Source organism: Streptomyces sp. CB03238 (genome assembly GCF_002099185.1).
In the GTDB taxonomy this organism is placed as follows: Bacteria; Actinomycetota; Actinomycetes; order Streptomycetales; family Streptomycetaceae; genus Streptomyces.
This window is the reverse complement of sequence record NZ_NBCN01000010.1, coordinates 194379-220293: the sequence shown is the minus strand read 5'-3', so window position 1 is coordinate 220293 and position 25915 is coordinate 194379. Positions and strand designations below refer to the sequence as shown.

General features: G+C 66.0%; 22 protein-coding genes and 2 pseudogenes. 1 reads left to right on the top strand and 23 read right to left on the bottom strand.

Annotation, left to right across the window (positions count from 1 at the left end):
• Positions 1-57: 57 nt before the first annotated feature.
• Positions 58-249: a type II toxin-antitoxin system Phd/YefM family antitoxin gene (locus BKD26_RS20025; RefSeq protein ID WP_179166613.1), complete on the top strand. Its 192-nt coding sequence runs from the start codon at positions 58-60 to the stop codon at positions 247-249.
• Here the strand turns inward: BKD26_RS20025 and BKD26_RS20020 are convergent.
• The 23 genes and pseudogenes from BKD26_RS20020 to BKD26_RS19920 all read right to left on the bottom strand — a co-directional run bounded on the left by BKD26_RS20020 (position 228) and on the right by BKD26_RS19920 (position 25914).
• Positions 228-1865: a DEAD/DEAH box helicase gene (locus tag BKD26_RS20020; protein WP_084899897.1), complete on the bottom strand. Its 1638-nt coding sequence runs from the start codon at positions 1863-1865 to the stop codon at positions 228-230. The two genes, BKD26_RS20025 and BKD26_RS20020, sit on opposite strands and share 22 nt — an antisense overlap.
• Positions 1865-2842 carry a toprim domain-containing protein gene (locus BKD26_RS20015; protein WP_084899896.1) on the bottom strand — a complete coding sequence of 326 codons (978 nt, stop codon included), beginning with the start codon at positions 2840-2842 and terminating at the stop codon, positions 1865-1867. Before BKD26_RS20015 ends, BKD26_RS20020 begins: the two co-directional genes overlap by 1 nt.
• Entirely contained in the window at positions 2817-4094 is a 1278-nt protein-coding gene (locus tag BKD26_RS20010; RefSeq protein ID WP_084899893.1) for a DnaB-like helicase C-terminal domain-containing protein, read from the bottom strand. Before BKD26_RS20010 ends, BKD26_RS20015 begins: the two co-directional genes overlap by 26 nt.
• Positions 4091-4324, bottom strand: coding sequence for a hypothetical protein (locus BKD26_RS20005; RefSeq protein WP_084899891.1), 234 nt, complete (start codon positions 4322-4324; stop codon positions 4091-4093). Before BKD26_RS20005 ends, BKD26_RS20010 begins: the two co-directional genes overlap by 4 nt.
• Positions 4321-5136: a hypothetical protein gene (locus BKD26_RS20000; protein WP_143662685.1), complete on the bottom strand. Its 816-nt coding sequence runs from the start codon at positions 5134-5136 to the stop codon at positions 4321-4323. The genes BKD26_RS20005 and BKD26_RS20000 overlap by 4 nt, the downstream gene beginning before the upstream one ends.
• Entirely contained in the window at positions 5126-5815 is a 690-nt protein-coding gene (locus tag BKD26_RS19995) for an ATP-binding protein (protein WP_179166612.1), read from the bottom strand. The genes BKD26_RS20000 and BKD26_RS19995 overlap by 11 nt, the downstream gene beginning before the upstream one ends.
• A 72-nt stretch (positions 5816-5887) precedes the next feature.
• Positions 5888-6832, bottom strand: coding sequence for a helix-turn-helix domain-containing protein (locus tag BKD26_RS19990; protein ID WP_179166611.1), 945 nt, complete (start codon positions 6830-6832; stop codon positions 5888-5890).
• The gene (locus tag BKD26_RS40345) at positions 6829-7089 is read right to left on the bottom strand and encodes a hypothetical protein (RefSeq protein WP_179166610.1); all 261 of its coding nucleotides are present in this window, start codon (positions 7087-7089) and stop codon (positions 6829-6831) included. The genes BKD26_RS19990 and BKD26_RS40345 overlap by 4 nt, the downstream gene beginning before the upstream one ends.
• Positions 7090-7159: 70 nt before the next feature.
• The gene (locus BKD26_RS19985; RefSeq protein WP_084899880.1) at positions 7160-8155 is read right to left on the bottom strand and encodes a hypothetical protein; all 996 of its coding nucleotides are present in this window, start codon (positions 8153-8155) and stop codon (positions 7160-7162) included.
• A gap of 155 nt (positions 8156-8310) precedes the next feature.
• Complete coding sequence (locus tag BKD26_RS19980; protein WP_084899878.1) at positions 8311-8625, bottom strand: hypothetical protein; 315 nt, start codon at positions 8623-8625, stop codon at positions 8311-8313.
• A 16-nt stretch (positions 8626-8641) separates the two neighbouring features.
• Positions 8642-10141: a hypothetical protein gene (locus tag BKD26_RS19975; protein WP_143662684.1), complete on the bottom strand. Its 1500-nt coding sequence runs from the start codon at positions 10139-10141 to the stop codon at positions 8642-8644.
• Between the two features lie 192 nt (positions 10142-10333).
• The gene (locus tag BKD26_RS19970) at positions 10334-13099 is read right to left on the bottom strand and encodes a phage tail protein (RefSeq protein WP_084899873.1); all 2766 of its coding nucleotides are present in this window, start codon (positions 13097-13099) and stop codon (positions 10334-10336) included.
• Between the two features lie 28 nt (positions 13100-13127).
• Positions 13128-13955 (bottom strand): hypothetical protein, encoded by an 828-nt coding sequence (locus BKD26_RS19965; protein ID WP_084899870.1) that lies wholly within the window; start codon positions 13953-13955, stop codon positions 13128-13130.
• A gap of 9 nt (positions 13956-13964) precedes the next feature.
• Positions 13965-15470 carry a baseplate J/gp47 family protein gene (locus BKD26_RS19960; RefSeq protein WP_143662683.1) on the bottom strand — a complete coding sequence of 502 codons (1506 nt, stop codon included), beginning with the start codon at positions 15468-15470 and terminating at the stop codon, positions 13965-13967.
• A gap of 86 nt (positions 15471-15556) precedes the next feature.
• Positions 15557-16678 carry a poly-gamma-glutamate hydrolase family protein gene (locus BKD26_RS19955; protein ID WP_084899863.1) on the bottom strand — a complete coding sequence of 374 codons (1122 nt, stop codon included), beginning with the start codon at positions 16676-16678 and terminating at the stop codon, positions 15557-15559.
• 24 nt (positions 16679-16702) lie between these two features.
• Positions 16703-18871: a hypothetical protein gene (locus tag BKD26_RS19950; RefSeq protein ID WP_084899862.1), complete on the bottom strand. Its 2169-nt coding sequence runs from the start codon at positions 18869-18871 to the stop codon at positions 16703-16705.
• Positions 18868-20040, bottom strand: coding sequence for a hypothetical protein (locus tag BKD26_RS19945; protein ID WP_084899859.1), 1173 nt, complete (start codon positions 20038-20040; stop codon positions 18868-18870). Before BKD26_RS19945 ends, BKD26_RS19950 begins: the two co-directional genes overlap by 4 nt.
• Complete coding sequence (locus BKD26_RS19940; protein ID WP_084899856.1) at positions 20030-20308, bottom strand: tail protein X; 279 nt, start codon at positions 20306-20308, stop codon at positions 20030-20032. Before BKD26_RS19940 ends, BKD26_RS19945 begins: the two co-directional genes overlap by 11 nt.
• Complete coding sequence (locus tag BKD26_RS19935; RefSeq protein ID WP_084899853.1) at positions 20305-20955, bottom strand: hypothetical protein; 651 nt, start codon at positions 20953-20955, stop codon at positions 20305-20307. Before BKD26_RS19935 ends, BKD26_RS19940 begins: the two co-directional genes overlap by 4 nt.
• Before the next feature lie 368 nt (positions 20956-21323).
• Positions 21324-21569 (bottom strand): annotated as a pseudogene (locus tag BKD26_RS41390) (transglycosylase SLT domain-containing protein); the annotation flags it as partial.
• Between the two features lie 333 nt (positions 21570-21902).
• A pseudogene (locus BKD26_RS41385) lies at positions 21903-22469 on the bottom strand (C40 family peptidase); the annotation flags it as partial.
• Between the two features lie 1985 nt (positions 22470-24454).
• Positions 24455-25309 carry a hypothetical protein gene (locus tag BKD26_RS19925; RefSeq protein ID WP_084899848.1) on the bottom strand — a complete coding sequence of 285 codons (855 nt, stop codon included), beginning with the start codon at positions 25307-25309 and terminating at the stop codon, positions 24455-24457.
• 23 nt (positions 25310-25332) lie between these two features.
• Positions 25333-25914, bottom strand: a complete 582-nt coding sequence (locus BKD26_RS19920) for a phage tail protein (RefSeq protein WP_084899846.1) — start codon at positions 25912-25914, stop codon at positions 25333-25335.
• Between the last annotated feature and the right edge of the window lies 1 nt (position 25915).

Genomic DNA, 25915 nt, shown 5'->3' with positions numbered 1-25915 from the left:
AAGAACCTGTCAGCCCTTACAGACCTTACAGAACTGCCAGGCCGGTACGCTACCGACATGGCGAGGATCGAGACCGTTGGTGTGCAGCAGGCGCGCGACAAGCTGCGAGACCACATCGACGCTGCGGTGCAGGATGACCAGATCACGGTCATCACGAGGCACGGGAAGCAAGTGGCCGTCCTGGTGCCGGCCGGGTGGTACCAGCGGGCTCAGGCTGCCCTGGATGCTCAGGCAGCCGGCGAGAGCTGACGCAGGGAGCGTTCAAGGTTCTCCCTGAGGCTCTCGACGTCGTTGACGACCTTGCCGTCGGCGTCGGCTCCGCGGCCGTCCAAGATGGCGGCAGCGGTTCTGGTCTTGAACTGCCGGCGCTGGCTGCGCCGCTCCTCGACGGTGCCGGCCGCCATGAAGTCGATCACCTGGACGACGTCGTGCTGACTGGAGGCGCGCACGTGCCGGGTGTCCTGCTGGTCCTGGGCGCCCGCGCTGTCCCTCTGGTCGTAGTTGATGAGGATGCGGGCTTCCGGCAGGTCGAGTCCGTACCCTCCGGCACCTGAAGCCAGGAAGAGTCGTACGTCCTTCTCGTAGGAGAACAGCGCCTTGGCTTCCGCCTTCTTGAGCGCGCTGTGGTCTCCCGTGAAGGACACCGATCGGTACTGGGGCATCGCCTCGGCGACGAGCTTGAGCATGCCCTTGAAGAACGAGAAGACCACGATCTTCAGCTCCGGGTCCAGCATCAATTCCTTCCGCAGAAGGCGGGTGAGTTCCTCCAGCTTGGGCGAGTGGTCCAGGCCGTCGAGGGCCCCGGATTCCACCAGCGACAGGCAGTACCGGCTGCCTCCCTTGCCGGCCAGGTAGCGCTTGGCGCTGTCGCGGATCAGGCCCGGATGGTTCACCAGCATGTGGAGGGCCAGGAGCCGTCCCATCACGCGCCCCTGGGCGGTGTCCTCGGTCGGCTTGGCCTTGCCCGAGTAGAGCGCGGCTAGGTCGATGCTGCCGGAGCCGTGGCCCGCCGCCTTGGACAGCTCGAACAGGGTGTCCTTGGCGATGCGGCGGTAGACCCTTGCGGTGTCCCGGTCGAGGTCGACGAGCCGGCTGCTGTGCTCGACCCGCGGCATGTACTTCGCGACCTCGGGGTCTTCTCGCGTCTTGCGGACCATCGCGGTGGCGACCTTCTGATGCAGAAGGGGAAGGTTCTTGTACGCGACGGGGAAGCCGGCCCTCCCCTTCCCCTTGCTGCGGACGATGAAGGCCGGGTCGAAGTACTCCCAGGGCCCCAGAACTTCCGGGTCGACCCACTGGAAGATGGAGAACAGTTCCTCCGGGTTGCCGTTGTCCATCACCGTTCCGGTCAGGCCGATGCGGTGATCGGACTTGATCCGCTTGATCTTCCGGGTGCGCTCGGCTTGGAAGGTCTTGATCAGGGACGCCTCGTCGGCGACGACGATGCCGGGCTTGATCTTTCGCACCTCGGTCCAGTCGTGCACGAGGTTCTCGTACGCGGTGACGACGTAGTCCGGCTGGTGTTCGTGGATGAAGGCGAACTGCTTCCTCTTCTGTTCCGGTGTTCCGTCGATGACCGTGCAGTGGTGGTCGGCCGGCACAACGATGTGGGCCTTGCCGACCTTCCTCTGCTTGGTGTCGACGTCGGTGAACTGGGCGATGCGCTCGGCCCACTGCCACTTCAGCGCGGCCGGCACGACGACCATGCAGGTGATGTGCTTGTCGCTGTCCATAAGCATCTCGGCCGCGGCGATGGCCATGACGGTCTTGCCGGTGCCCATCCCGTACGCGGCGAGCATGGAGCCGCGCTCGACGATGCGGTCGACGTCGTCGGCCTGGTAGGGGTGAAGGACTCCGGTGAACATCAGCGCCTCCCGAAGGCCGACAGACGGCGCATCATCGGGTGGTAGGCGCCCTCGTACGCGGCCCGGTTCTGCTCGGGCGTCATCTCGCCGGGGTCCTTCACGGCCAGGTCGCCGTAGTCGAAGTAGCGCACGAGCAGGCCGGTGCCGTGGAAGTGGTCGAAGACCTTCCTGCGCTCGCGCTTGCCGTCGTGGTCGTTGTCGTGTGCGTCGACCAGTCGGCTGAGTCGGCCGCCGAGGATACGGAACTGCCTTGGGGTGAGGATGGCACCGTAGGCGGCGAGCCCGCCGGCTATGCCGGCCGTCCACAGCACGGCGGTGTCGATGGGTGACTCGACGAGGACGCCTTCCTCCCCGTCGAGGGCCTGAAGGCCGAAGAGCGAGTCGCCCTTCTGCATGCCCTCGGGGTAGTTCAGGAAGTGACCCTTCCCCTTCTCCTGCCACCCCAGAAGCCTTCCGTTCTCGTCACGGACCGGGAAGATCCAGTACTTGCGCTTGGGGTCCCACAGGATCTCGAAGCGGCGGGCGGCTTCGGCCGTGATGCCCTTGGAGGCGAGGACCTTGGCCGGCGGCTCGGTGAAGAGCGCCAGGTGCGACTCGGTGACCTCTTCCGTCTCCCGCTTCCGGGTGTAGGTCTCGCCTGCCAGGAGGCGCACGGCACGGTCGATGACGCCCTGCTCGCTCACCCACTGTGATGCGTCTTCTGCTCCCTCTCCGCGGATCTCCTCGGCGAGGCGGACGAAGGGACCTCGGAAGTCACAGGAGAAGCAGAGGAAGACTCCGGTGTCCTTGTGCACGTAGCAGGAAGGGTTCCGGTCTTCTCTTCCCTTCCGGCGCAGGTGTGCCGGGCAGGGGATGCGCCAGTTCTCCGAGTCTTCCCCCACGATCTCGATGCCCAGCTTCCCCAGCGCCGAGAGGACGTCGCCGGGGATGGGGGCGTCGAAGAGGTCCTCGCTACCAGCCCGCGTACGCCGGGACATCGTCCTCCACCTCCTCGCCGAAGGGGTCGCCGTCCTGCTCGATCAGGGAGCCGGACTCCCAGTCGAGCTTCACGAACCACTCCGCCTTGGGGACGTTGCGGCCGGCCAGGACCTTGAGCTTGTAGAACATCGGATCGTCGGTCTGCTCGACACCGAGGGCAAGGGTGGCGTCCTGGGCAAACGCCGAGGTGTAGCCCATGGAGCCGGAGTTCAGGCCGTTGGAGCCGAGCTTGCTGCGCAGGGCCTGGGTGGTGACGACGAAGGGGAGACCGTTGCGGGCCGCCATGCGCTTGATGCCGCGGCTGATGTTGGTCATGGCCAGCGGGGTCTGCTGCTCGCCGGAGATCGAGTCGACGAAGAAGTACGCGCCGTCGATGATGACCGCGTCGGGTTTGTACTCGTCGATCTTGGCCTGGACGTTGTCAAGGGTCATCCGGGCGGAAGGATCCTCGGCGATGATGTAGTCGCCCATTCCCTCCAGCTTCCGCATGGCCTTCTCCAGGCGCTTCCACTCCAGCTCGTTGAGTTCGCCGGCTCGGAGCTTGCGCTGGCTGATGCCGGCGAGGAAGGAATCCAGGCGCTCGGAGATCTCCATGGCGGACATCTCGAAGGAGAAGAGCAGCGGTCGGGCGCCGACGGCGTGCATGGCGCGGGTGATCGCCAGGAGTGTCGTGGTCTTGTTGGACTTCTCCAGACCGGTGAGGGTGACCATCTGGCCGGCCTGGAGGCCGAGGGTGAGCCGGTCCAGGGAGGGGAAGCCGGTCGGAAGGCCGATCAGCTCACCTTCCTCCCGCTCGGCGTAGGAGCGGTAGGTGGCCAGTCGGTCGTCAACGGTCCTGGCCCAGTTGAAGTCGTTGCCGACAGGGGTGTCTTCGGCGACCTTGCTGATGAGGGCTCGGACGATGTCCAGTGCGTGGTCGGTGTCGCCCTGAGAGACCAGCGCCTCGACGGCGGCGTTCAGGCCGCGTTCGGTCAGTGCTGTGCGGCGCCGGTCGCGGATGCGGTCGATGAGGTAATCGAGCGGCTCGTCGACCTGGGCGACCTCGAAGGTCGGGTGGTCGGCTCGGACCGCGTCGAGGGTGGGCGCCGTGCCGTACTCGGCGTTGTAGGCGATCATGTCCTCGAACACGCGCCGGATCTCGGCGTTGGTGATGTGCCGAGGCTTGATCTTGGCGTTGAGGACCGTGGAGATGTCTCCGGTCTGGATGACCTTGCAGAGCAGCTTGTGCTCGTGCGACAGGGTCGACTTCACTCGTCTCCCCCCTTCAGGGCCGCGATGATGGTGTTGATCAGGACGGTCTTGCCGGTGCGCCGGGGCCACTCGACGTGGAGGCGGAAGGTGCTCCAGTCGGGCTCAACGCCGTCCGCGCGCATCTGGGCGAGGATCACCGTGAGGCCGGAGCGCTCGATGCGTCGGATCTGGTGGCGGGGCAGCCAGGCCGGCAGTTCGAAGCTGTGCTCGTAGGTGCAGGCGTGGATCACGCGGCGTTCTCTTCCTCGACGAAGCAGCCGCAGCCGCCGATGTCGTACGGGTCGACGTTGATCTGCTCGGACTCGACGCGCTGGCGGAAGTCCGTCAGCGTCATGGGCTTGGTGGTCCCGCCGCGCCGGTCCCGGAGGATGGCGACGTCCTTGCCGAGGTAGTTGCGCAGGGCCTGCTCCTGCTGCTCGTGATAGGCGTAGCGCTCTGGCATGACCTTCAGCAGGTTCTTGAACTGGGCCTGACCGGAGCGGACGCAGAAGCCGCCACAGTTGGCGTGGGCGAAGCCCATGTCGTAGAGGCGGGGCGGCTTGATGCCGCGTTCCCGGAGCTGCTCCAGGATGTCTTCCTTGTCGAGGTAGGGCGGCTCGCAGAGCGGGGCGACGGCCTTGTAGGGCTGGTAGGAGCGCTCGATGGCCGGCAGGCGGTGTGCTTCGCTCCAGTCGATGCCGACGTAGACGGTGGTCTCGTCTGGGTCGCAGTGGGCCTCCAGCCATTCACGCGCTGGCCGTTGCTTGAGGAACTTCGAGCAGTTGGCGAGGCGGGTGTTGCCGAGGAACCGGTCGTCCCGGAAGACCTGCCAGATGTCGCGTCCCTCGGTCAGCCAGACCAGTTGGCCGCCCAGGTCCCAGGCCGCCTGGCGCAGGAAGCGGTAGTTGTCCTTGTCTTCGCCGGCGTGGGGGCTGGGGTTGTCGCCCTTGACATCGGAGAAGACGAGGTAGAGGTTCTCGTTGCCGTGCTGCTCGACCACGCGCCGGGCCGCCGCCCAGGAGCCGGCACCACTGCTGAACATGACGACGTGCTTATGCGCCACGGCGGTGGTCCCTTCCGGCCATGGGGACGACCTCGCAGGCTTCGGTGAGGAATGACTGCATCGAGGCGTTGTAGGTCTTGTCCCAGTCGCCCGGACGGTTGTTGCTGGTCAGGATGGTGGGGCGGCCGTTGCGGTGCCGGCCGCGGATGAGGGCGTCGAAGACGTCGGCTGCGAAGCCGCTGGAGGTGTGGTGCTCCTTGCCCATGTCGTCGAGGACGACCAGCGGGCAGGTGAGCACCTTGTCCAGCAGCTTCTGGAGCGCCAGGAACTTCTCGCGGGCGAACTCGTCGCCCGTGGCCTGGTAGAGCTCCCGCCAGCGGCCGTGGTCGATCAGGGCCTGGATGTAGTCGGCGAAGGGGACGAAGAAGACCACTGCGCCGTAGTGGCGCCGGATGGTGGTGGCGACGCCGGCCGCGGTTGTCGTCTTGCCGGTGCCCGCGTTGCCGAAGAGGAGCAGCCCCTTGCCGACAAGGCTGCGATCCTCCGGGAGTTGGGCCATGGTCGCGTCGAGCGGGATGTAGCGCTGGAGCCACGTCGCGATGAAGCGCTCGACGGTCGTCCGGACCTCGGGGTTCATTTGGTTGAGGTCCTCGATGCCGCGGCCCCAGTGCTTCACCGGGATGCGGGCGGTGCGCCAGACCAGGCTCTCGTCCCTGGTCTGTGGCTCGGCGGTCTGCACGGTCCCCTCCTTGATCGATGAGGACCTCATTGAACCACAAGTTGTGGAACAACTTAAGTAACAAGTTGAGGGTCACCAGGACCAGTCGTCAGCCGGCTTCTCCTGCTCGGGCTCGCCCCAGCCGTCGTAGACCTCATCCGGGCGCTCCTGCGCGGCCTTTGCCTCGCGCCCCTTGCGGACCGCATCGATAAGCAGAGCCCGCTTGCCGATGAAGTCCTGCCAGGCGAGCGTCCGCGGGTTCCGCAGCCCCTCCGTGGTGGCGTACAGCTCGCTCATCTCCCGCAGCTCGTCCGGGGTCAGGCCGGCCTGCTTGAGCTTCACGAAGTGGCTGGCGAGGGCACGAACGTTGCTCTCCAGGCCGAACGCCCACGGCTGCGCCTCGACCGTCTCCCGCCAGTGCCGAGCCAACCCAGGACCGGTGTCAGGGCCCGGCCGGCGGCTGCTGGAGGCGCTGGTGCGCTTGCCGGCTCCCCATCCGCCACGGGACGGCTCACCGTCCTCATGCGGCACCTTCTCGTCGTCCCACAACCCCATGGCCTTGGCCGGGTCGTAGGCGTCTTCCTCAGCCGCCCGCCTCCGTTCCTCAGCTCGCCGGGAGACCCTCCGGGACGTCGTGCGCGGAGCGTGCGGCCCTTCCGTAGGAAGGAGATTCTTTGAATCTCCTTCTTGTTGCGCCACATCTGTCGTGACCCCTACGCCAGTTTTGGCGTAACCCATCTCCTCAGGTGTGGCCAGGTAGTAGTTGCAGGGGCCTCCGGGCCAGCGCCGCTCGGAGCGCAGCCAGCCCCTGTCCCGCAGTTCGGTGATGCGGCGGGAGACGGTGCGCAGGGACCAGTTGAGGTCCTTGGCGAGCGTCGCCTGCTTCGGGAAGGCGCAGCCGTTGCGGCCGGCGTACTTGGCCAGCAGGCAGCCGAGACGGAAGGCGGCGTCGGAGATCTTGTGGTCGACAATGAAAACGTGCGGGGTCTGGACCCACAGTTCGTGGGCCTGGAGGCGGTCCTCTGGTGCGTCGGTCACTGGCCACTCGCAGCGGTGATGAGGCCGGCAGCGCGCAGCTCGACCCACCAGCCGTTGATCTTCGGCAGGCTGTCGGGCAGTTCGCCAGCGAGGGCCGCGGGCGTCATCTCGGCGCCCTCCTCGCGGGTCAGCAGGTACAGGTACAGGCCTCGGGCTCCGGTGGAGAGGCGGCGATCGGTGGCGACCTCTCGCGGGACGCTGACGGGCGCGCTGGCCCAGCCTTGGAGCGTGCCGGTCGGGAAGTCCTCGTGGCTCATCTGGTCACCTCGGGAAGCGTGGGGCGTGGGAAAGCGGGGCGGCTCGTGGCCGCCCCGCTGGCGTGCTGCTTCAGGCAGCGACCGGGCGGATCTCGACTCCCTTGCGCGGTCGGCCTCGCAGCGGCTCCCACCGCTCCGTCTCGGGGTTGAACCACTCCTTGCGGACCTTGCCGCTGCTCCGCTTCGCCGGCTGAGGCTCCTCCGGCTCCGCCGCGGACGTCACGGGCTTCAGGCCGTCGTACTGGAGGGCCTTGGCCCATTCGAGCCCTTGGATCGACCGCTCGGTGATCGGCCGGTACCGGGGAGCGGCGAGGTTGGCGGCGGCGTTCGACTCGTCCACCAGGCGCAGGTGGTGGGTGACGTCCTCCAGGACGGCAATGACGCCCTGAATACCCTTCGGGTCGGCGGCCGTGATCCGGTGGTGTGCCGCTGCCACCTCGTCCTCCAGGGTCGCGGCCGGCTGCGGCTGCGGAAGGGGGACGAGGGTCTGAGTGCCACCCTCACAGGGCTCTTCGTCGGCCTCGGCCTCTTCCTCGGGGGCCGGCTTCTCGTCGACCTGGTCCGCGCTCTCTTCGGCGTTGTCGGCCTCGGGCTCGGGCGGGGTGATCTGCTTCAGTGCGTCGCGCAGGTCGAGGACGGTGATGTCCTCGTCGTGGCAGTAGCCGACCAGGTCGGCCAGATCCTCGTCGTCCTGGCCGCCAGCAACGAGGAGGAAGCGGTCGCCGGTGAGACGATCGGCGAGCGTGCGACCGAGGACGGTGTAGACCTCGCCGTCGCGGGCCGGTTCGGCGCTTTCGGCGTTGTCGCGGATGACCTTGGAGGCCTTGTCGAGGGTCTGGGCGACGACGGCGGTGTAGGGGATCTCGGGGTCGACTTCCCCGGACCAGTTGTAGACCGCCTTCACGGCGGGGGTGACGTGTTCCGCGGCGGCCGGGAGGACGAGAAAGACCTCTTCGTCGGTGGTGGGCTTGCCGTTGGCGTCGATGCCGAGCCAGTCGTCGAGAAGTTCGGTGACGGTGCTCTTGTCGACCGGACCGGCCCCGGCGACAGCGATATGGATGGCCAACTGTGCTCCTTGTACGGGCACGCCTCGTCGTCCTGACGGACGCGCCGAAGATCATGACTTGTGGAACATCTTAACGTACAAGTTGAACAACAAGTTGGCCAACAAGCGGAAAGCCCGCCCCACGTAAGGACGGGCTTCGCCGCAACGGAGCTCGGTCAGCCGGACGTGTCCGCCGGGGCTGGAGCCTTGTACAGGGCCTTGGCGAGCAGCTCCTGGACGGTCGTTCCCTTGTAGACGCCGTAGTGGGCAGCGACACCGAGGACGAAGGCGGAGGCTGCGCTCCAGCCGGCGACGCTCAGCCTGAAGGCGTCGGGGTCGGCAACGAACTCTGTCCCCAGACCGCCGGCCGCCGAGAGCGCCGCGAGCAGCAGGCCCTTGACCCAGCCGGCCCAGGTCTCCTTCGAGATAAGGGCGACGATCAGCGGAAGGACTGCGCCGACCAGTAGGTTGACAATACTTACCTTGTCCATTGACACTCCGGAATTCCTAGGAGAAGACGAGATCGAATGTTGTTCCCCACGGCACATTGTCCCGGACAATTTCGGTAAGTCGTTGCGCGTGCCTCGCCCTTCCAGGGAAATAGAGACTCTTCGACATGTTGGAGGTGCCCTGCCATAGATAGTCTGCGGAGATGTCAGCCCCATCGAAGTAGTCGCGCAGTTCGTCTGTTTCCTCCAGCAGGACATCGTCCAGCCAGAAAGACAGCCCATTGCTGCTGGCCGTGTAAGTGGCCTTGGGGACCAGGACTCCGCCGTAGAACTGGCGGGTGCTGGTTGCTGGCGGAGTCCACGTGTAGTAGACGCGGACCCATTCTCCTTGGACCAGCTCAGGACGGTTGGCTCTGATCCAGTCGGAGTTCGGGCCGTACCTGTAGACAGCGGCGAGCGGGTCCCAGGCAGCCGCACTCACTGGCGGGTAGCCGGCAGGCACCTTCACCCAGGCCGAGAGTATGTGGGGTACTCCCGTCCGCAGCATGTCGCCGCCCTTAGTGCCGGGGTTGATGCCAGATATGGGTGCGATGCCGACTATCGAGTTAGTGACGGTGTTTCCGTTGGCGAGGTGGAACTTGACCGACCCCGGTTTCCCTCTCCCGGTAGAGCTGTCCCAGGTCATCTGCCCAGACACTCCGGAAGCTCCGAAATAGCCCCATCCCGAGCTCCCGGTGTTGAAGCCCGGATTGTTCACTAGATTGACGCGTGCGGGCTTGACACGAATTTTCAGACTTCGCGGCGCACGCCACTCGGGAACGCGGAAATTCGGGTCGGAGATGTCGTAGGAAAGGTAGTGGGCGTCGGAGTAGAAGTACCAGCCCGGCTGAGGGGTGGCACTGTCGTAGTACACGTATGGCGTGACAGCCACGTACCGGGCGGTACTCGGCATCGTGGCGCTGAACTGAGCCGTTGACCAGACACCGTTGGCATGCGAGGTGTTGTTCGGTGCGGAGGAGAGCCCGTCGTAGACCAGGCTGTAGTTGGAGTCGTACGCACGGATACGGACACGCCAGCGCCGAGGAACGTCGGTGGATACCGAGACCCGACCGGTGACGCGGCCACCGCCGGCCTTCAGGGAGGCGAGCGCATCGGTGTGCGGGGACAGTTCCCATCCGTCGGTACCGCCGGGGATGTAGGAGAGAAGACACTTTGCGCTGTACTCGCCGACCATCGTCCGTTCACGCGTGCGGGTGGTGATCGTGCCGGCGCCGGACTCGTAGCACATGTGGTCGTCGTGGAAGGCGGCCGAGCGCCCGAGCAGGTTGCCCGAGGGCGTCCTGGCGAACTGGACCCGATCGAACGCCACGGTGCTACTGGCTGGCAAACCGTCCCAGCTCAGTCCGACACTCGCGTACGCGGCACCGTTCCACAGCTTTCCGGCTTCTCCGCGCTCATAGTCGATGGGCGCCGTGGCAGTAAGGCTCATGCGCTGCCACGTCGAATTCAGGGTATGGGGCGTTTCGGATCCGACCACGTAGGAGATGGCCGGGTCCACCGTGGTGCCTACAGCGACGCCAAGGTCCGCGAACCCGCCGGCCGGGCGCAGCGTTGTGATACCCGCCTCGCCGCTGGAGGTGCTGGTCGCGCTGCCGCTGATGACGATCGGGTACTGGATGAGGGGGTCGCTGCCGTGGGTGGAGGCGGCGGCCTGTGCCGGCTGGCTGGCTGGCTATCAGCAGGGTCGCCATCACAGGCTCCGTTCCATGAGGCCGAAGCCGCCGCCGTCCGGCGTAGCTTGGGCAACCGAGGCGATCTTGACGGGGGCGACGCCGGGGCTGACGTACCGGTAGACCTCGATGAGGCCTGCTGCGAGGTGGACGTAGATGCGCCCGCCATCCGGGATCTCTGGCCAGGTGGCCATCACAGTGACGGCTCCATTGACGTTCTTGGTCAGCCGCGTGCGCGAGGCCATCCAGAAGTTCGCGGCGGTGTTGTCGGAGCGAAAGATCATGCCTTGCTCGGCGCCTGCACCCAGGCGCGGTCGGGTCATGAACGTGATGTAGAACCGCAGGTCTCCGTTCGGGGCTGCTCCCGTCGGAATGGTGTTCAGTGCCCACCGTGTGTAAGGCGTGGTGCTGGGTGTGACCGGGGATAGCACGCCGTTGGAGACGACCCAGGTGCCGCTTGTCGACCAGGCGCCGCTGCTGTCCCACAGCCAGTCCGTCGAGTAGCTCCGGTCGCCACTGAGCGTTGTGGTCGGTTCATCGAAGCGCTGGAAAAAGCCGGAGGGGGTTGCACCTGTCACGGTGGTGATGAGATTTCCCTGCGCGTCATACCAGTCGAGGAAGAGCTTCGCGGTGGTGCTGGTCGTTCCAGCCAAGAGCTTGGTGTACGCAGAGGCGGTCCACATCCGCTGTGCCGGGCCGTCGAACTGCCAGTAGGTGTTGTCCGCGGCGTCGCCGTCCGGCTCCCGGTTCCGTGACGAGGTCATGGCGGTATAGGTGAAGTTGTTGTACGCGACCCTGTCGCCGGCTGCGTACTCGACCTGGGGACTCCACTGCGGTGTTTTGTTCAGCGGAGCGCCCCACTGGCGGACCATGGCGGCGAGCGGCAGTGGGTCACTGCTCTGTATGTCGGCCACCTCCCAGACGTCGCGGTCCGTGCCGGGGGTGACGCCCCGGCTGGCCGCGAGCGCCCGCCAGACGGTTCCTTTGGTGTCGCGCACGAGGTTGTCGAGAACGTACGCAGTGGTGGACGACCAGGCCGGGGCCGTGGGCGTGCCGACCGAGCGGACGCCGAGGTTCGCAGCCGCCCCTCCTGTGTTGGTGACTGTGCCGGCACTGTTGTTGGTGTCGGTGCCAGTGACAGCGGCGATGCCTGCGGCAACGCTGAGTCCGGCCGGGTAGGAGCCGGTCGTCATGTTGCGCAGGCTCCACGTGGAGGGGCCTCGGGTGATCGGGTTCGTCAGGCTGCTGGTGACGTCAATGCCGGTGGCGGCCGTGACCTTTGTCCACCAGCCGCTGCCGTTCACAGGTTCCTGGCCGCGCGAGGGGTCGGCGGTGCCGGTGACAGAGAGGCTGTACAGGCCGGCCTTGTAGTCAGTGGCTGCGGCGTTCTTTCCGACCACCTTGATCGTGAAGGTGTGGGTGCCGGCTGTCATGGTGTACCGGCCGAGGTAGCGGGTGGAGGAGGTCGTCATGGGGACGGTGCGCAGGGGCGGGACGTAGTGGTCGACCTTGCCGAGGCTGCTCTGGACACCGTCGATGGAGTACGTGGTGATGCCGTAGGCGGTTCCGTCTGCTGCGCGAATGGAGAGGTCGTACGTACCTGATGCCGCCACGGTGAAGGAGACCGTCACGTAGCTGTTGACCGGTCCGCTCAAGATCATGTACGGGGTGGTGTTGTAGATGTACGGCGTCGGTCCAGTGCCCCCCGAGGCCGGCGGGTTCTTGGTGACGGTCCCGGAACTGGCGGTGACCGTCATTGTGTCGGCGCGCGTAATGGCGCTGACGGACTTGGTCGCAGTCCAGAGGGCGCCGTTGTGGTTGACCACCTCTCCGCCGAGGTAGGTGACGTCCTTGTCCCAGGCGGGGTAGTTAGGACTCGCCCAGTTCGCCTGGTCCTGGTTGAGCATCAGGTTGGTGCTGCCTTCGACCTCGACGTCCCAGCCGGTCAGGGTGTTGATGAGGTCGGCGAGCCCAGCGTCGGTGCCGCGGTTCCTCGCCAGCTCGACAGCCTTCGTGGCGTGCACCCGGCGGCGGATGGGCTCGTCGCTCACTTCGGTGAGAACACCGAACTGGTGGGTCAGGCTCCTGACGGCGTCGTCCGGCGCGGTATCGATGTGGCGAAGGTCGCGCAGGATGTCGGTCTGGGTAGCGAGGGTGTCCAGTTGGTGCCCGAAGAGACTCAGGAACTTGAAGAGGTCAGGGTTGGTGACTCCGTCCTCGTAGCCGGTGACTTCGCTCGTGTCCAGTCGGTAGGGCCTGGGGATCGACTTGTACAGGCGCATGGCGTAGCCGTGGTCAGCCACCGACAGGCCGGCAGCCGCGCCCGCTCGAATCCACGGGTCGCTGGTGGTGGTCGGCTGCCAGACGCTGGAGTTGCTGCCTGGCGTGATGCCAGTGCTGGCGGCGACGGCTCCATAATTGATGCCGTTGTAGGCGACGATGTCGCCGGACTGGTAAGCGGTCGTGCTCGACCAGGTGGTGACGCCGAGGAAGAGCCCGTAGTAGAAGACACGGCCTTCGGGAAGGTCGATGTCGTCCCAGGTTCGGCCGGGGGCGGTCTGTGGGATCTCGGCGATGACCGTGCCGTCGTCGCCATGGGCGGGCACGCCGAAGGGGTTGCGGACGAGCCGCATCGTGTTCCATGCGTTTTGAGTCGCGGCACCCCAACCGAGCTGGATGTGGCCGGGTGCGATGGGAGTCGCGGTGACGGGCTCGACGCTGTACTGAACTGCGGTTTCCGCGCCGTACAGCGACTTGCCGTAGTAGTCGTAGCCGTACACGGCCATAGGTGGGTCTCCTGGGGATGGGCCGTGCTCAGGCCGGCAGCGCCGGGTCGACGTCCTCGATCGGTCGGCTGGTGAACGCGTTGGGGAGGGCTCGGATGTAGGTCAGTCCGCACCAGGCGTAGGAGGTGATGTTGCCGACGGGGTTGGGGTGCTTCGCGCGGTTGTTCACCTTCATGGAGTCCATGTGGCGGATCTGGAGCTGGAGCCGCTCCCCCATGAACCACTCGCCGGCGTACGTGAGGTCAGCGCGGTGCCAGCCGCGCGTGCCGCGGGGGTTGGTGGAGGCACCTGTGGCCACGTCGGTGTCGTGGTCGGACAGGTACATGCGGGCGAAGCACATGTGGTCCAGGCTGGTGGGGCCCGAGGGGATGGAGGAGATCACCCGCATGGTGATGATCCACCAACCTGTCTTGGGGCAGGTGATGGTGGGGCTGGTGGCCCACGGGAACATCCGGACGGGGTGAGGCATGTCGGTGATCCGGCGGTTCCAGAGGACCGGCTGCCAGTCGGACTCCTGGATGCTCAGGTTGTGAACGGTCGGCCGGATGGTGCTGCCGGTGGATCGGACCGTGCCGACGGGAAGGTTCCAGCCGGTCTGGCTGGCGTCGACCAGGGCGTTGACTGTCTCGGCGACCTGGTCGTCGTAGCGCTGCATGGCGTCGAGCCGGGTGACGACGTCCTTGTACTCGGACTTCTTGCCTGCCGCATTCGTGTAGACCTGAGGCTTGGTGCCGAGCACCGTCTCCACACCCGTCAGTTCGTCCTGGATCTCGTTCACATCCGCAGCGAGGACGAAGTCCCGGCCATCCTTGTGTGTCGGGAAGTTGCGGATTGCGTTGGGGTAGACCTTGGTCATCTGGTGTCCTTACTGGCCGCCGTCAGCGGTGATGAAGATCTGGCCGGCCACAGGGATCTCCCAGTCGCGGCAGATGATGTCCTGGGTGCCGTTCTGTGGCCCGTCGGCGCGGGCAAGGAGCGGAATGTTCACGTACTCCACGCCAGGGATGGCGTCGAAGAGCGCGTAGATGCGGGAGGCTGGGATGCGCTGACCGAAGCTGCTGCGCTGGCTGGAGAGGAGGTCCTGGATCGCCTTCTGAGCGGCCAGGACGACTTCTGACGCCCGGAAGTTCGGGTAGATGCCGAGCACGACCGGGGATGCTGAGCTGCCGAGGTTGACGCCGACAAGGGTGCCGGGAGCGACGTGGACGTAGACGCCCGTCAGGGTGCGGTCCTGGATGTAGCGAACGGTGGCAGTGATCTGGTCGTCGGACGGGGTTGCGTTGTCGGCACCGATGATGCTGATGGTGATGGACGAGTGGTGGTTGCCGGTGGCCTTGGCCTTGGCGTTGCCCGGTACCGCGAGCGCCAGGTCCTCGAAGTCCCGCAGGGTCACCGCGCGGTCCTGGGTGCGGTAGGCCTTGGGTGCGTTGGCACGGATGGATTCGGTGCTCTCGATTTCCCGGCCACCGGTCATGGCGGAGGAGCTGGCGATGAACACGCCGGCTACTCCTTGGGAGATGTCGATCACCTGGTTGGCGTCGATGTTCCCGCGCTCGCCTCCGCCGACGCGATAGGAGGCGTAGATGGGCAGGTCCAGGTTGGGTATGGCTCCGAGGGTGCCGTCGCCGAAGGTGATGGTGACGGTGCCGCTGTCGGACACGGTGAGCTTGAAGACCTGATCGGTGGGAGCTGCGGTGAGCATGTCGCTCGTTGCATGCCACTCCACTGGGGCGTCGGCGCCCACGAAGACTCGGACGCTGTCCACCAGGGCCGGAGAGGACGGCAGGGTGAAGGACTGGTTCTCGGTGCCGCTGGAGGTGCCGAGGCTGTCGACCAGGACGATGGTCTCGGTTCCTGTCCCGGTGTTCAGGGTCAGTGGCTGTGTTCCGGCCGTGGCCCCCTCGGTTACGCGTGCGGTGATGCTGCCGCCTCGCGCCGGCACCGTGACATCCTCATCCAGTTCGAAGGTGAGGGGCGCGTCGATCGCCGGGATGAAGGCGGTAGTGACCTGGGTCCCGGCCGGCAGGATCACGTCGGTGGGCTGACTGGTTTCGGTGAGAAAGGTGACGGTTCCGGTGGACGGGGCCGCCGACGCTGGGCTGTAGCCGAGCGTGGCTGCGTGGGCGAGGACGCTCGACCGGAGCGTGGCGGTCTCCAGGAATGCCTCTCGTGCGGCGGCGTCCTGGTAGTAGCTGAGGATGTCGCCCATGTACGCAAACAGGTTCACCAGCAGGACACCGAAGTCCGCCGTATTCCGTCCGGACCACTCCGGGTATACGCGGGCGGCATGCGCGAGCATCGCTTGCCGGAACCCCTCGAAGTCTTTCGAGGTGTAGTCGATAGCCGGTGAACTCGAAGTCAGATCCGCCACGGTGCGTTACTCCTGAAATGGGACAGGGGGGTTCCCAATTCGTGCACCGTATGGAGATCAGTTTATGAGGCTCGGAGGTTGAAGCGTTAGAGGGAGCCGCCGACCACCCGACCGCCGGGAAGGACGCTCACGGTCTCGATGTGGTCGGCTTCCACTGCGGGCGTGTTGGCCTGAGCGACGTCCACCTCGACGTCCACGATGCCTTCCTGGTCGTCGTGGACGACGGGAGTGATAGCGGTGACGACGGTGTCGGGCTCCCAACGTGTCATGGCCGTCCGCACAGCATCGGTGATGATCATCGGGGCGATGGGGTCGCTTGGCCGGAACAGTGCGGAGGAGATGTCTGAGCCGAAGGCTGGCTCACCGACGTACTCGCCGGGCACGGTGGCCACGACAGCGCGCGCTCGCTGCACCATCATGTGGTCGCTGTCGGTGAGGACGGCCACCCTGCCCATGGCGTCGAGTTGGAACGGCATGCGCATCTGTACGCTTCCCGTCCCCGGATAGCCGGCTGTGCTGGCGGCGGTTTCCGGGCCGGCCACGGGCTGGATGCTTGTTGGCGTCGGCGGTCGCGACTCCGGCCACGTAGCTGCTACAGCGTTGATGACCGCTGTCGCGTACGTGTAGAAGGCGTCGGTTCGGTTTTCTGCGATGGCTATGGAGGCCAGCGTCAGGTCGCCGCCGGCATAGAACGACTCGCGCAGCCCCCTACTTAGCTCCAGTTGGACGCCTCGGCCGGTCCTGTTCCGGTTGGTGATGTTGAGGGGGTCGTCGCCATCAATCTCGGTGGGAACTGATGGCGCTACGAGAAATCCAGCCGCAGTCAGTCGGTTCCGGATTTCCTCCCCCAGCTCAGTGTCCAGCCCGCCAATGTAGGTGAGCTGATCGCTGCCGCTGGCCCCGTGCCAGGAGACCGTCCACTCGACTCCCCGCTGAATCTGGAAGACGGTCGGTTCATCGAACCGGGTTGCGGTGATGTGCAGTGCGCTGTTTCCGCTGCTCATCACGCCTTGGAACGAGTAGTAGGAGGACCCGCTCGTCGCTGCGCAGTAGTCCGCCAGTTGCGTGGTGGGGGGCTCTATGCCGCCGCCGTGTATGGCGATGTGCGAGCCTCTTGCGTCGGCCACGGCGCGTGAGGAGATGAGGTAGTCGACGCCGCGGGTCTTTGCTGCGGCCAGTTCCGCGTAGCTTCGATAGGTGTCAGCCATTCGGTACTCCAGTGGTTACGTGCGTCACGGGCCGATCCACTCGACGCTCAGAGCGCAGGCCGTGGTGCTGAAGGACCCGGTGGTGGCGGTGGAGTACAGCAGGAAGGCCACGTAGTCGTTGGCGTCGAGGTAGGTGATGCGTGATCCGCTGCTACCGACTGCGCCGTTGGCCTGCGAGACGAGGTCGAGCTGGTACTTGGGCGAGGTGAGGCTGTTCACCCCGATCGCCGCACGGGCATCGGTCTGGCTGCCGGGCCATGTGCAGTTGGCCGTTATTCGGTACAGACCCGCTGTCTTGATCGTGATTCTGTTGGGGATGGTGGTCAGCCACATGCTGTCGTCGGTCTGCACGGCGCAGCTCGTGAAGGGGACGGCCTTGTACGCGCCGCCGGTCAGTGCTCCGAGGTTGTTCACGTCGCAGTGGGCGTAGTGCTTTTCGTTGACTGGCACCCATGTGCCACCAGTGGCGACTTCGAGGTAGCCGGCCTGCCCCTTGCGCTTGAGGATGAGCGTTCCGTCTTCCGGCGGGATGGCTGCGCGCCAGGCGTCGTTCTGGGCCTGTGGCACGATGAGCTGGCTAGCAGTGGGCCTGGTCGCCGGCTGCGTGGCCGGGGGCACTGGTTCTACGGAGAGCTGTCCGCCCCGGATCTTGGCGTTGAAGGCTCCGCCGGTCTGGGTGACGCTGGAGACTCGCCAGTTCGGCACCAGCGTGTACAGGGCTCCGGGCTTGAGGTCGTCCAGGAGCACACGGCGGCAGGCATGGACGCGACGGTTCGTGCCGGCACCGCTGACTTCCTTCCGGGCCGTGGGGATGTCGTCGCTGGGCCCGACGAGCGTCCAGGAGCACGTGGAGGCTGCTGCCTGGCTGTTGTTGTTTGACACCGCGGCTGAGACCGTGACGAATGCCTTCCCCGATGCTCCGGCGGTGAAGGTGAGCGATGGCCAGGCCGCCTCGGTGAAGGCGGTGGTCACGGCCACCACGTCGAACGGCGGATCGGCGATCTGCTTGGTGCTCGTTGGGGCGTATGGTGCGCTCGTCTCCCCGACCGGCTCGACGATGAGCTGGCCGGCGCGCAATCCGGCGTTGGTGACCTCGGTTGCACTCACTCGCCACTGCGGAATGACGGTCACCCGCTGGCCTGGCGGCAGGTCTTCGAAGAGGACGCGTCGCGTGGCGAAGACGCGGTGGAACTCACCGCTTGAGGACAGCGCCAGGGACTCGCCTTGAGTGTTGGAGTCGGTGGTGTACGCACCGGTCAGGCGGTAGCCCATCCAGGCGACGGACGCCGTCTCGAATTGGGAGTTTGTGCACATGCCGCTGACGGATATGTACGCCTTCCCGCTCGGCGGCACCGTGAAGGTGATCGGGGCCCACACCGCTGGGTCATAGTCTGTCCACGTGTCGTTGGCGACGTACTGCGGCACGATGTTCTGGTAGGAGCAGGCGGGCGGATACGCCGTATGGGCGACGGGTTCGACGAGGAGCTGCCCGTCCTGCATGTAGATCTTGGATGCGTCGATGGGGCTCGTCACGAACCACACAGGGCGCGCGTTGTAGGTCCGGCCAGGGATGAGGCCCTCGACGAGGGTGCGCCGCGAGCTGGACAGCCGGGATCCGCCGGCGTCGCCCTGGCTGTTGAGCTGGCCTCCGGCCGCGGATAGGGCCTTGATGTTCGACGAGACACCGTCGGATGTTCCCAGGACGGAGTCGTAGACTTCCCAGCCCAGCAGGCACGCTGCCGTGCCTGGCGCGCTCGATGTGGCGCCGGTGTTGTTGTAGATCCTGCCGGAGATGGTGATGAACGCCTTGCCGCTGTTGGGGGCGGTGAAGGTGATCGTCGACCATGCGCTCTCGGGGAACTGGTTCCACACGTTGGCGGGCTGAGTGAGGTCTGGTCCGGCGGTCTGCCAGGTCTGCAACGGCTCGATGATGTCGAACTCGGACTGGTCGCCCCCGCTGGTGGCAATCCAGTACACCAGCCGGCTGCCGCTACCGTCGAAGGCGGCCCAGACCCGCTCCCCCACGACGACCTTGTGACCGACCGCCCCAGAGGGGTAGGCCCAGTCGGTGATCGCGTCTCCGGACACTTGCGGGATGCGCAGCCGTACCCGCCCGCGGCCCTCGGGGTCGACGGCGTGCGTGACGACAGCGGCGTAGACGTCACTGCCGGCGGCGGTCAGCGCCACGGTCATGCCCTCCCTATGTGCTGAGCGCGCCAGCGCCCATCGATCAGTGCTGTCCCGTCCTGGACGCTGTCGACCACCTCGTCCTTGGCGACCAGGTCCAGGCCCCCGATGCGGTTCCGTCCGAGGGTTACGTCGAGCCAGTAGCGGCCAGCGGCCGGCTGGTCAGGGACTACGGAAATCCGGTGGGTCGCTGAGCGGACCATCCACGGGCCCGGATCGTGGGGGCCGAGAGCCCCGCCCGTCATCTCCAGATCCGTGCCGGTGCGCACACGAGCGTCCCCGATGACCGTCGCCTTCGCGTGGACCCACAGGACATCGCGTCGCGCCTCGGCGTTGAGGATCTCCACCGCCTCGGCCTGCGAGGTGAAGGGGCGCCCGGTGCTGTACTGGGTGATGGGTGAATCCTGGGTGCCGGCAGCCACATGTCGGACCAGTGCACCCGTGTTGATGTTGAAGGAGTAGCCCTCTCGGCGGGTGTGTCGGCCACCGAGAGGGTCAAGTTGTCCGGTGGTGGACTCCCACGTCTTCACGGTGTCCGTGGCGTCCTTCGCGTAGTGGAACGTGGGACGCTCCTCGTCGGCTTCGCGCAGCGACACCAGGGGGTGCGTGAAGGCGAGGGTGGTGCCGTGAGGGGTCAGCCGGTACCCGACTTCGTCGGCCAGGTCCCGCAGGAAGGCGAAGTCGCTCTTGGCCTGCTGCGGGATGGTGCCGAACAGGCGGGTGCTGCGCTGTACCTGGGGGCGCAGTCCAGATCCGCGGGCGAGTTTCCGGGCGACGAACGAGGCGGTGGTCGAGGACCAGAGCCGGTTGGCCTGTGACTGCATGGGGTGGGTCGGGCCAACGCAGGTGTACACGACGGGAACTTGGACGGCCCTGAGGGAGGTTTGCGGTATCTCGTCGCCGAGCACCGACACTGCGGTGATGTATCCGTGCCAGATCTTGGAACGGGCAGCGGTCCCGTATCGCAGCGCGAGGGGCTGCCCTTCGGATAGCACCCCGGCAAAAATCAGATTCCAGCCCGAACCACTCGCCGTCCCGCGCGTCACCTCGTGGATGACGGTTATCTCGGCGACCTCGTGCAGCGATTCGCCCTGGGTGATGACGGTGTCCGTCACCCATTTCCGCCCTGTGAGGGCCGGCATCTCCAGGGAGAGTATCGGCTGCTTACTGGACAATCGGGATCCTTATCCTCGTGCCGGCCGGTATTTCCGTCCAGTCCATAACGCTGGGGTTGACGTCCGCGATGCGCCACCACTGTGAAGCGTCGCCGTAATTTCTGTAAGCGACCAAGTCCACCCGGTCACCTTCGACCCACGTGTAAATCCGCACCGAGGCCGAGAACATCTCTGCCCCCTTCGGGAGGATCACCTTACGGGACTTGCCGTCACTAGCGGTAACGATGGCCGTTCCGGCGCCGACGAAGCGAGAGTTCGCCGAAATCATTGCGCCGCCCCCTTCTGCGTCATTTCAACGGTGACGTTGACAGCGCACCGCTGCGGGATCATTTCCCGCGTGAAATGCGTGTACTGGACGGACAACGTCGATATGTATCCGTAGTAGGCGAGAGAATTGCTACCCACTCCACCGAAGTAGAAATTGCAGTTGTAGGACTGCATGGGGTTGAACTGCCTGGCGTTCACACCCTTGGCGGATACGTCATACACCCCGGTCACCCTGTAAAAGGCGTCCATATCGGCCAGCACGCCGCGCTTGGTGGCTTCGTTTCCCGACCTGTTTGAGATCATCTCGTACGTTCGGTCGTAGAGGAGACTGAAGGTGACCTGGCCGATGCCGCCGGCATTCACGTACTGGCCGTCGGTGGACCGCTGGTCAGCCGTCAGCATCGGCCCGCTCTCGTGCGAGACGGTGATGGTCGAGGGGTTGAAGAGGAAGTCGACCCGGTAAGTCGCGGTACTGGACTTGGGGTGGGCGTGGACCGCGCTCGAATCGTTGTCGCGAACGATGGAACCTCGCCAGTACACCCCGAGCGGGGCGCCGCCGGGGGCCTGGCCAGCAGTTCGGCCACGAAGTCCCAGTTGCGGAATCGCGGTCATCCGCGAGTCGAACTTGGGGTTGGAAACAGTGCCCATCAGACACCCACTCCGAGGTTCTTGATGCGTTCGTCGGCAGCGATGTAGTGCACGACACGCTTGGCTGCGTCGGAGGCAGCCCTGTCGGACATTGCGCCGTTGACGTTGATCTGGATCGCGCCCTTGGCGAAGGACAGGGAGACTCCCCCGCCGGGCTGCGTGCCTCCCGCGGCGGCCGAGGCGGTAGCTCCAGCCGGCGAGACGACGTTGACGGAGTCCTTGATCAGTGCTTGACGAATCGTTTCTGCCTTGGCGGCAGGAATGATCATCTCGCCCTTGTGGACGACGGCGTCCTGATCCTCGGGGATGTCCCAAGCCCCGGCGGCGTACCAGTTCTTCGAGGCTCCGGGCACGTGCACCGTGGGGTTCTGCCAGAAGGCCCACGCCTTCGCGGGGGTCTTGTAGCGATCCTTGATGTACTTCAGACCCCACTTGATCTGGGTTGCGGGGTTGGTGCGGTAGTCCGATCCTTCCGACGCCATCTTGGTGGCCGGGAGGGCCTGGGGGATTCCGTACGCTCCGGAACTCGGGTTGCCGGCCTTGTGGTTCCAGTTGGATTCGTGCTGCCACAGTTGGTAGAGCGCATCCCACTGGGGGCCGGTCCACCCGAACATGTCCGCGGCCATCTTCTTGCCGAGTTTGACGTTGCCCTTGGGGTTGGCGGGTGCGCTCTTGGCGTTGGTGGTGACGTCCTCCGCGCTGTTGCTGGACTCGTCTGTCCCTTGCGAGCGGGTGCCCATGGAGTAGGCGCCGCCGCCGGACAGAAACGCGGACAGGGCGTCCACCTCTTCCTGGCTGAAGGACTCCCCCGTTCCGCCCCACCAACCAGCGTTTCCCGCGCCGGCCTCGTTGTCGTCCTGCTTCTTGTTGGTGTTGTACTCCGCGAGGGCACCTACCGAGCTTGCGACGCGGCGGACTTCCTTGATCTCGCCGAGGTTGAAGGTACGGACGCGGACGTCGAGGCCAGTGCGAGGTGCCTCGACGAGTTTGCCGCCGCCGAGCGCCATCATGACGTGGCCGGGGTTGGGGAAGAGGAGGTCGCCGGGCTGGATGGCGTCCTTGTCCACGCGGACGCCGACCTTCATCTGTTGCTGTGAGGTGCGCGGGATCTCGATGCCGGCTTGGCGGTAGGCGAACGAGGTGAGGCCGGAGCAGTCGAACGCGTCTGGGCCCGTGGCGCCCCAGACGTAGGGGTCGCCGACCTGGGCTAGCGCAGTCTGGATGGCCTTGGTCGCGTTGCCGTTGGCCACGCTGCCTGCCTTGGCGGTGCTCGGCTTGTCGCTCTTCTTCTTGTCCCCGCCGCTGTTGGACGTGGGTTCGCCGGCTCCACCGCCAATGTTGATCGGGAGGAGGCGCTTGCCGAAGTCCCAGACGCTCTTCAGCGTACTGACCTGGTCCTTGGTGACCGAAGCCCATGCGCCACCGCCACCGACGATCTGCCTGATGCCGGGCAGCTCCAGGATGTGGTTGATCGCTGACTCGAACTTCTGGACGGCCTTGGTGGCGTTCTCCATGGCGGGGGCGAAGGAGCTGCCCATGTTCGCGTCATGCTGGCGTTCCTGGGCCTCGAAGGTCTTCCTCGCCTGTCCCAGACTTTCGGAGACGCCGTACTTGGTCAGTGTCTTCCGGGCCGCATCGCCCTTCTTGCCGCTGTGCGATGCGTCCGCGATGAGCTGGTCGGCTTCCGCCGACGACATGCCTGACTTCTGGAGCAGCGTGTTGCGGCCCCGCATGTACTCCTTCAGGTTATCGACCGTGGCGTCGTCCCAGCCTGATGCCTTTCCGAGTTGGTCCAAGTTCCAGTCGAGGGCCTGGCCGCTGGCTGTGGCTGCCGCGAACTTCTTCGCGGTGATGGACGTAGATCCGAAGGTTCGCTTCATGATGCCGTCCGCCAGCGTCCCCATTCCCATGGCCTGGCCGCCGCGACCGATCGTTCGTCCGAAGCCGAGCCGCTGAGCGGCCAGCGACGCTTGGGGGTTGTACGTGCTGGAGTAGAGCTTGGCGCCGGTCTCGGCATCGAGGCCGGCAACGTATGCGGCACCGAAGGCGTTGTTACGGGCGGCAGCCTGCGCTGTGGTGCCGAAGGTGAGGCCGAAGTTCTTGTCGAGGAGGAACTGCGCGTTGGAGACGTCTTCGGTCGACTTGCCCACGACGGTGCCGTAGGACGACGTCCGGATCTTGTTCTTCCAGCCCCATTTGTCGTAGCCAGCCGGCGTATCGCCCGAGGCGATGGCAGCCCAGTTGGTGTACCGGTCCATCTCCTCCATCTGCGGGCGCATGCGGTCGCCGTACTTGACAAGCTCCTTATAGGCGCCGCCGGCCATACCACCGAAGTCTGCTACCTGTCCGCCAGGAGGCGTCGGGCTGCTGTTGGCCGCAGGAACTGTCGGGTTGAAGCCGCCAGAGGGCGGGACGGTGACGTTCCCTCCGCCACTGCCTCCTTGGCCACCACGAGCACCCCCGCCCCCACCCATCTGGAAGACGGTGTTGTTGCGGGTGACGTACAAGCCACTGCCTGAGACGGTGGCACGCGACAGGCCGGTGGTGCGGTTGTACGCCCACATCCTCTGCCCGACCCGCATGCCCCACGTCGGCACGTTTGCCGCATCCTGGCGGCGGATCGCCTCATCGAAGAGGGAGCCGTAGTACGCGTCCAGGCGTGACTGCCGCGCCTGAGCCCGGCGCTCCGGAGATGCAGCGCTGAAGCGGGCCTGAAGGTCCGGATTGACTCCGGACCGCGCCCCTGCGGCACTCTGCTGGGCCTGGTAGCGGGCCTGGGCGGCGGCAGCCTGCTGCTCCCGCTGGGCATCCATCTGGGCACGCCGCTGGGCCTCGCGCTGCAACTGGGCGTCGTGACGCTGCTGCTGGCGAAGCGCCGACTGCTGCCGTGCAATCTCTTGTGCGCTCCGGAGCTGCTGTTGCGCCTGGGCTTGCGCGTATGCAGCCTGTGCCTGCAAGTTCGAGCGGCCGACCTGGGCGTCGTACCGGTCTGAAAGGCGAGACGCCATAGGCCCGCTGTAGACGCGACCAGTGACGGGGTGGGTGAACGTGGTGGCCGACCCGCCGATGGGTGCGGCGGTGTTAGCCGGCGGATGGTGGACGGGGGCTGGGGAGAGCCGCGTGCCCTGGTTGGCCGGCGGGAATGCGAGAGTCGGCTGGCCGCGGTAGGCAGCGCCCTGGGACGCGGTGTTGATCGCCCCTTGGAGGGCACGGTTGAGCGCGGCGACCTGGGCGCCGAACTTGTCGATGTCGCGGGCCACTTTGTCGGCTGCCCGCTGCATTCCGTTGGTGCCGAGGAGGCGGCCCGTGAAGTTCGGCTCCTGATTCCGGATGTCGTCGTTCTCAGCCACTGGAAGCCGCCTCCCTTCTGTTCTTGACCCATACGGCCAGGTCGCGCCAGTACCAGCGTTCCTGAACCGTCAGTTGTCTGATCTCGCTGAGCTGCCACTCCGGGTGGGCGTAGGCGAGCGTCGTGAAATCGGCCCGCGCTGCTCGGGCATCAGAAATCGCGAAAGATGTCGGCCACGCTGAGCGGGAGCGGCACCTCACCTCCGCACTCCTCGTGCTCGATCGTCGTCTCCAGCAGGCGGGGGCCCGGCTGGGTGGCGGCGAGCTGCTTGAGGATGGTGCGGATGTCACCCATGCCGAGTGACGCGACCACGTCCGCTCCGCCTGGCGTGACCTTGCCTTCGGCATCGCGTATCTCGACCAGGCAGCGGGACAGCAGCGTGCTGTTGTGCTCGGCGTTGGTTGCCTTAGCGTTAGCCAGCATGGCCGCCTGATCCGCCCCCGTCGGGTACCGGACGATTGCGCAGCCGCCCTTGCGGAGGGGCACGGTGAGCCGGCCGATGGGCGCGGTCTGGGACTGGATTGCACCGAGGGAGATGGTGGCCGAGAAGTACTCGCCGCAGTTCGGGCAGTTGATCTCGTCGAACTCCATCTCGTCCCCGAAAGTCACCCGCCTGATGGCGATGACCAGGGCATCTCGATCTCCCAGAAGGAGCTGAGGGAGGACGTCGGAGGTGGCCGGCACGTCGCCGATGCGCACGGTGCCGAGCTCCAGAAGCGTCTCCAGGAGGCGCAGCGGGTTGGCCCGTACGCGAGCGAGGGCTTCCTCGTCCGACCCCGTGAGCTCCCGGACTTCGGCCTCGGTGAGGATGACGTCGTCGCGGACGAGTCCTACGGGCAGAGTCACCAGGCAGTCAGCCGGCTCAGGGATGGCCGGCGGATCCTCGGTGGAGTCGGACAGGAGCGAATGAATGGCGGCGGTCGCACCCTGGGTGTCGGCCAGGACGTCGACCTGCCGGCCACCGTCGGGAGAGTCGAAAGTCCAGTCGTAATGCATATCGGTCATGAGTTGTGTCCTCGTGTCGGTTCTTACTTGATCTGCGCGTAGCTGCTCGGGCCGTACTTGTCGGCCACCTTGAAGTCCCAGCCCTCGTGCGCAAATGTGAGCTGGGAAACGGCGAATGTGTTACTGCCGGCGTCAAGATCGCCGAATGCGACCGACGTGGGCCAGGCGTTGTAAAGCCGCCATACCGCCTTCACGGCAGCCTTGTTCTTGGTGACCGGGTGGTCGATCAGCATGATGTCGATCGTGGCCCGGAACTCGGTGCCCGTGTCACTACCGGAACCGTTGCCCTGCATGACGTCGAATAGCTGATACATCCAGTTCACGAGGTTCTGGTCGCCGGGCATCATCCCCTTGGAGAGGGTGACGGGACTGAAGTCACTCTGCCCAGGCATCTTCTGGGTGGTGGTGTTCATCCCACCGGCCCGGTAAGCGATGACGTCAGTGGTCACGGAGAGCCCGGAAACGGTCATGAAGCCGAGCTTTGGATAGGCCGATGCGAGCTTTCCGACCTGACTGATCTGAACGTGAAACTTGAAGGACCGCAAAGGGTCGGTCTGCCGGCTGGCCAGGCTCTGGCTCTGGGTCACCGTCTTGAGGGTTGCCATT

What these genes read in the sequence shown, in the direction of transcription:
- BKD26_RS20025 (WP_179166613.1), top strand. Translation starts at nt 58, where the DNA reads ATGGCGAGGATCGAGACCGTTGGTGTGCAGCAGGCGCGCGACAAGCTG.
- BKD26_RS20020 (WP_084899897.1), bottom strand. Translation starts at nt 1,865, where the DNA reads ATGTTCACCGGAGTCCTTCACCCCTACCAGGCCGACGACGTCGACCGC.
- BKD26_RS20015 (WP_084899896.1), bottom strand. Translation starts at nt 2,842, where the DNA reads ATGTCCCGGCGTACGCGGGCTGGTAGCGAGGACCTCTTCGACGCCCCC.
- BKD26_RS40345 (WP_179166610.1), bottom strand. Translation starts at nt 7,089, where the DNA reads ATGAGCCACGAGGACTTCCCGACCGGCACGCTCCAAGGCTGGGCCAGC.
- BKD26_RS19980 (WP_084899878.1), bottom strand. Translation starts at nt 8,625, where the DNA reads ATGGACAAGGTAAGTATTGTCAACCTACTGGTCGGCGCAGTCCTTCCG.
- BKD26_RS19970 (WP_084899873.1), bottom strand. Translation starts at nt 13,099, where the DNA reads ATGGCCGTGTACGGCTACGACTACTACGGCAAGTCGCTGTACGGCGCG.
- BKD26_RS19965 (WP_084899870.1), bottom strand. Translation starts at nt 13,955, where the DNA reads ATGACCAAGGTCTACCCCAACGCAATCCGCAACTTCCCGACACACAAG.
- BKD26_RS19955 (WP_084899863.1), bottom strand. Translation starts at nt 16,678, where the DNA reads ATGGCTGACACCTATCGAAGCTACGCGGAACTGGCCGCAGCAAAGACC.
- BKD26_RS19950 (WP_084899862.1), bottom strand. Translation starts at nt 18,871, where the DNA reads ATGACCGTGGCGCTGACCGCCGCCGGCAGTGACGTCTACGCCGCTGTC.
- BKD26_RS19940 (WP_084899856.1), bottom strand. Translation starts at nt 20,308, where the DNA reads ATGATTTCGGCGAACTCTCGCTTCGTCGGCGCCGGAACGGCCATCGTT.
- BKD26_RS19935 (WP_084899853.1), bottom strand. Translation starts at nt 20,955, where the DNA reads ATGGGCACTGTTTCCAACCCCAAGTTCGACTCGCGGATGACCGCGATT.
- BKD26_RS19925 (WP_084899848.1), bottom strand. Translation starts at nt 25,309, where the DNA reads ATGACCGATATGCATTACGACTGGACTTTCGACTCTCCCGACGGTGGC.
- BKD26_RS19920 (WP_084899846.1), bottom strand. Translation starts at nt 25,914, where the DNA reads ATGGCAACCCTCAAGACGGTGACCCAGAGCCAGAGCCTGGCCAGCCGG.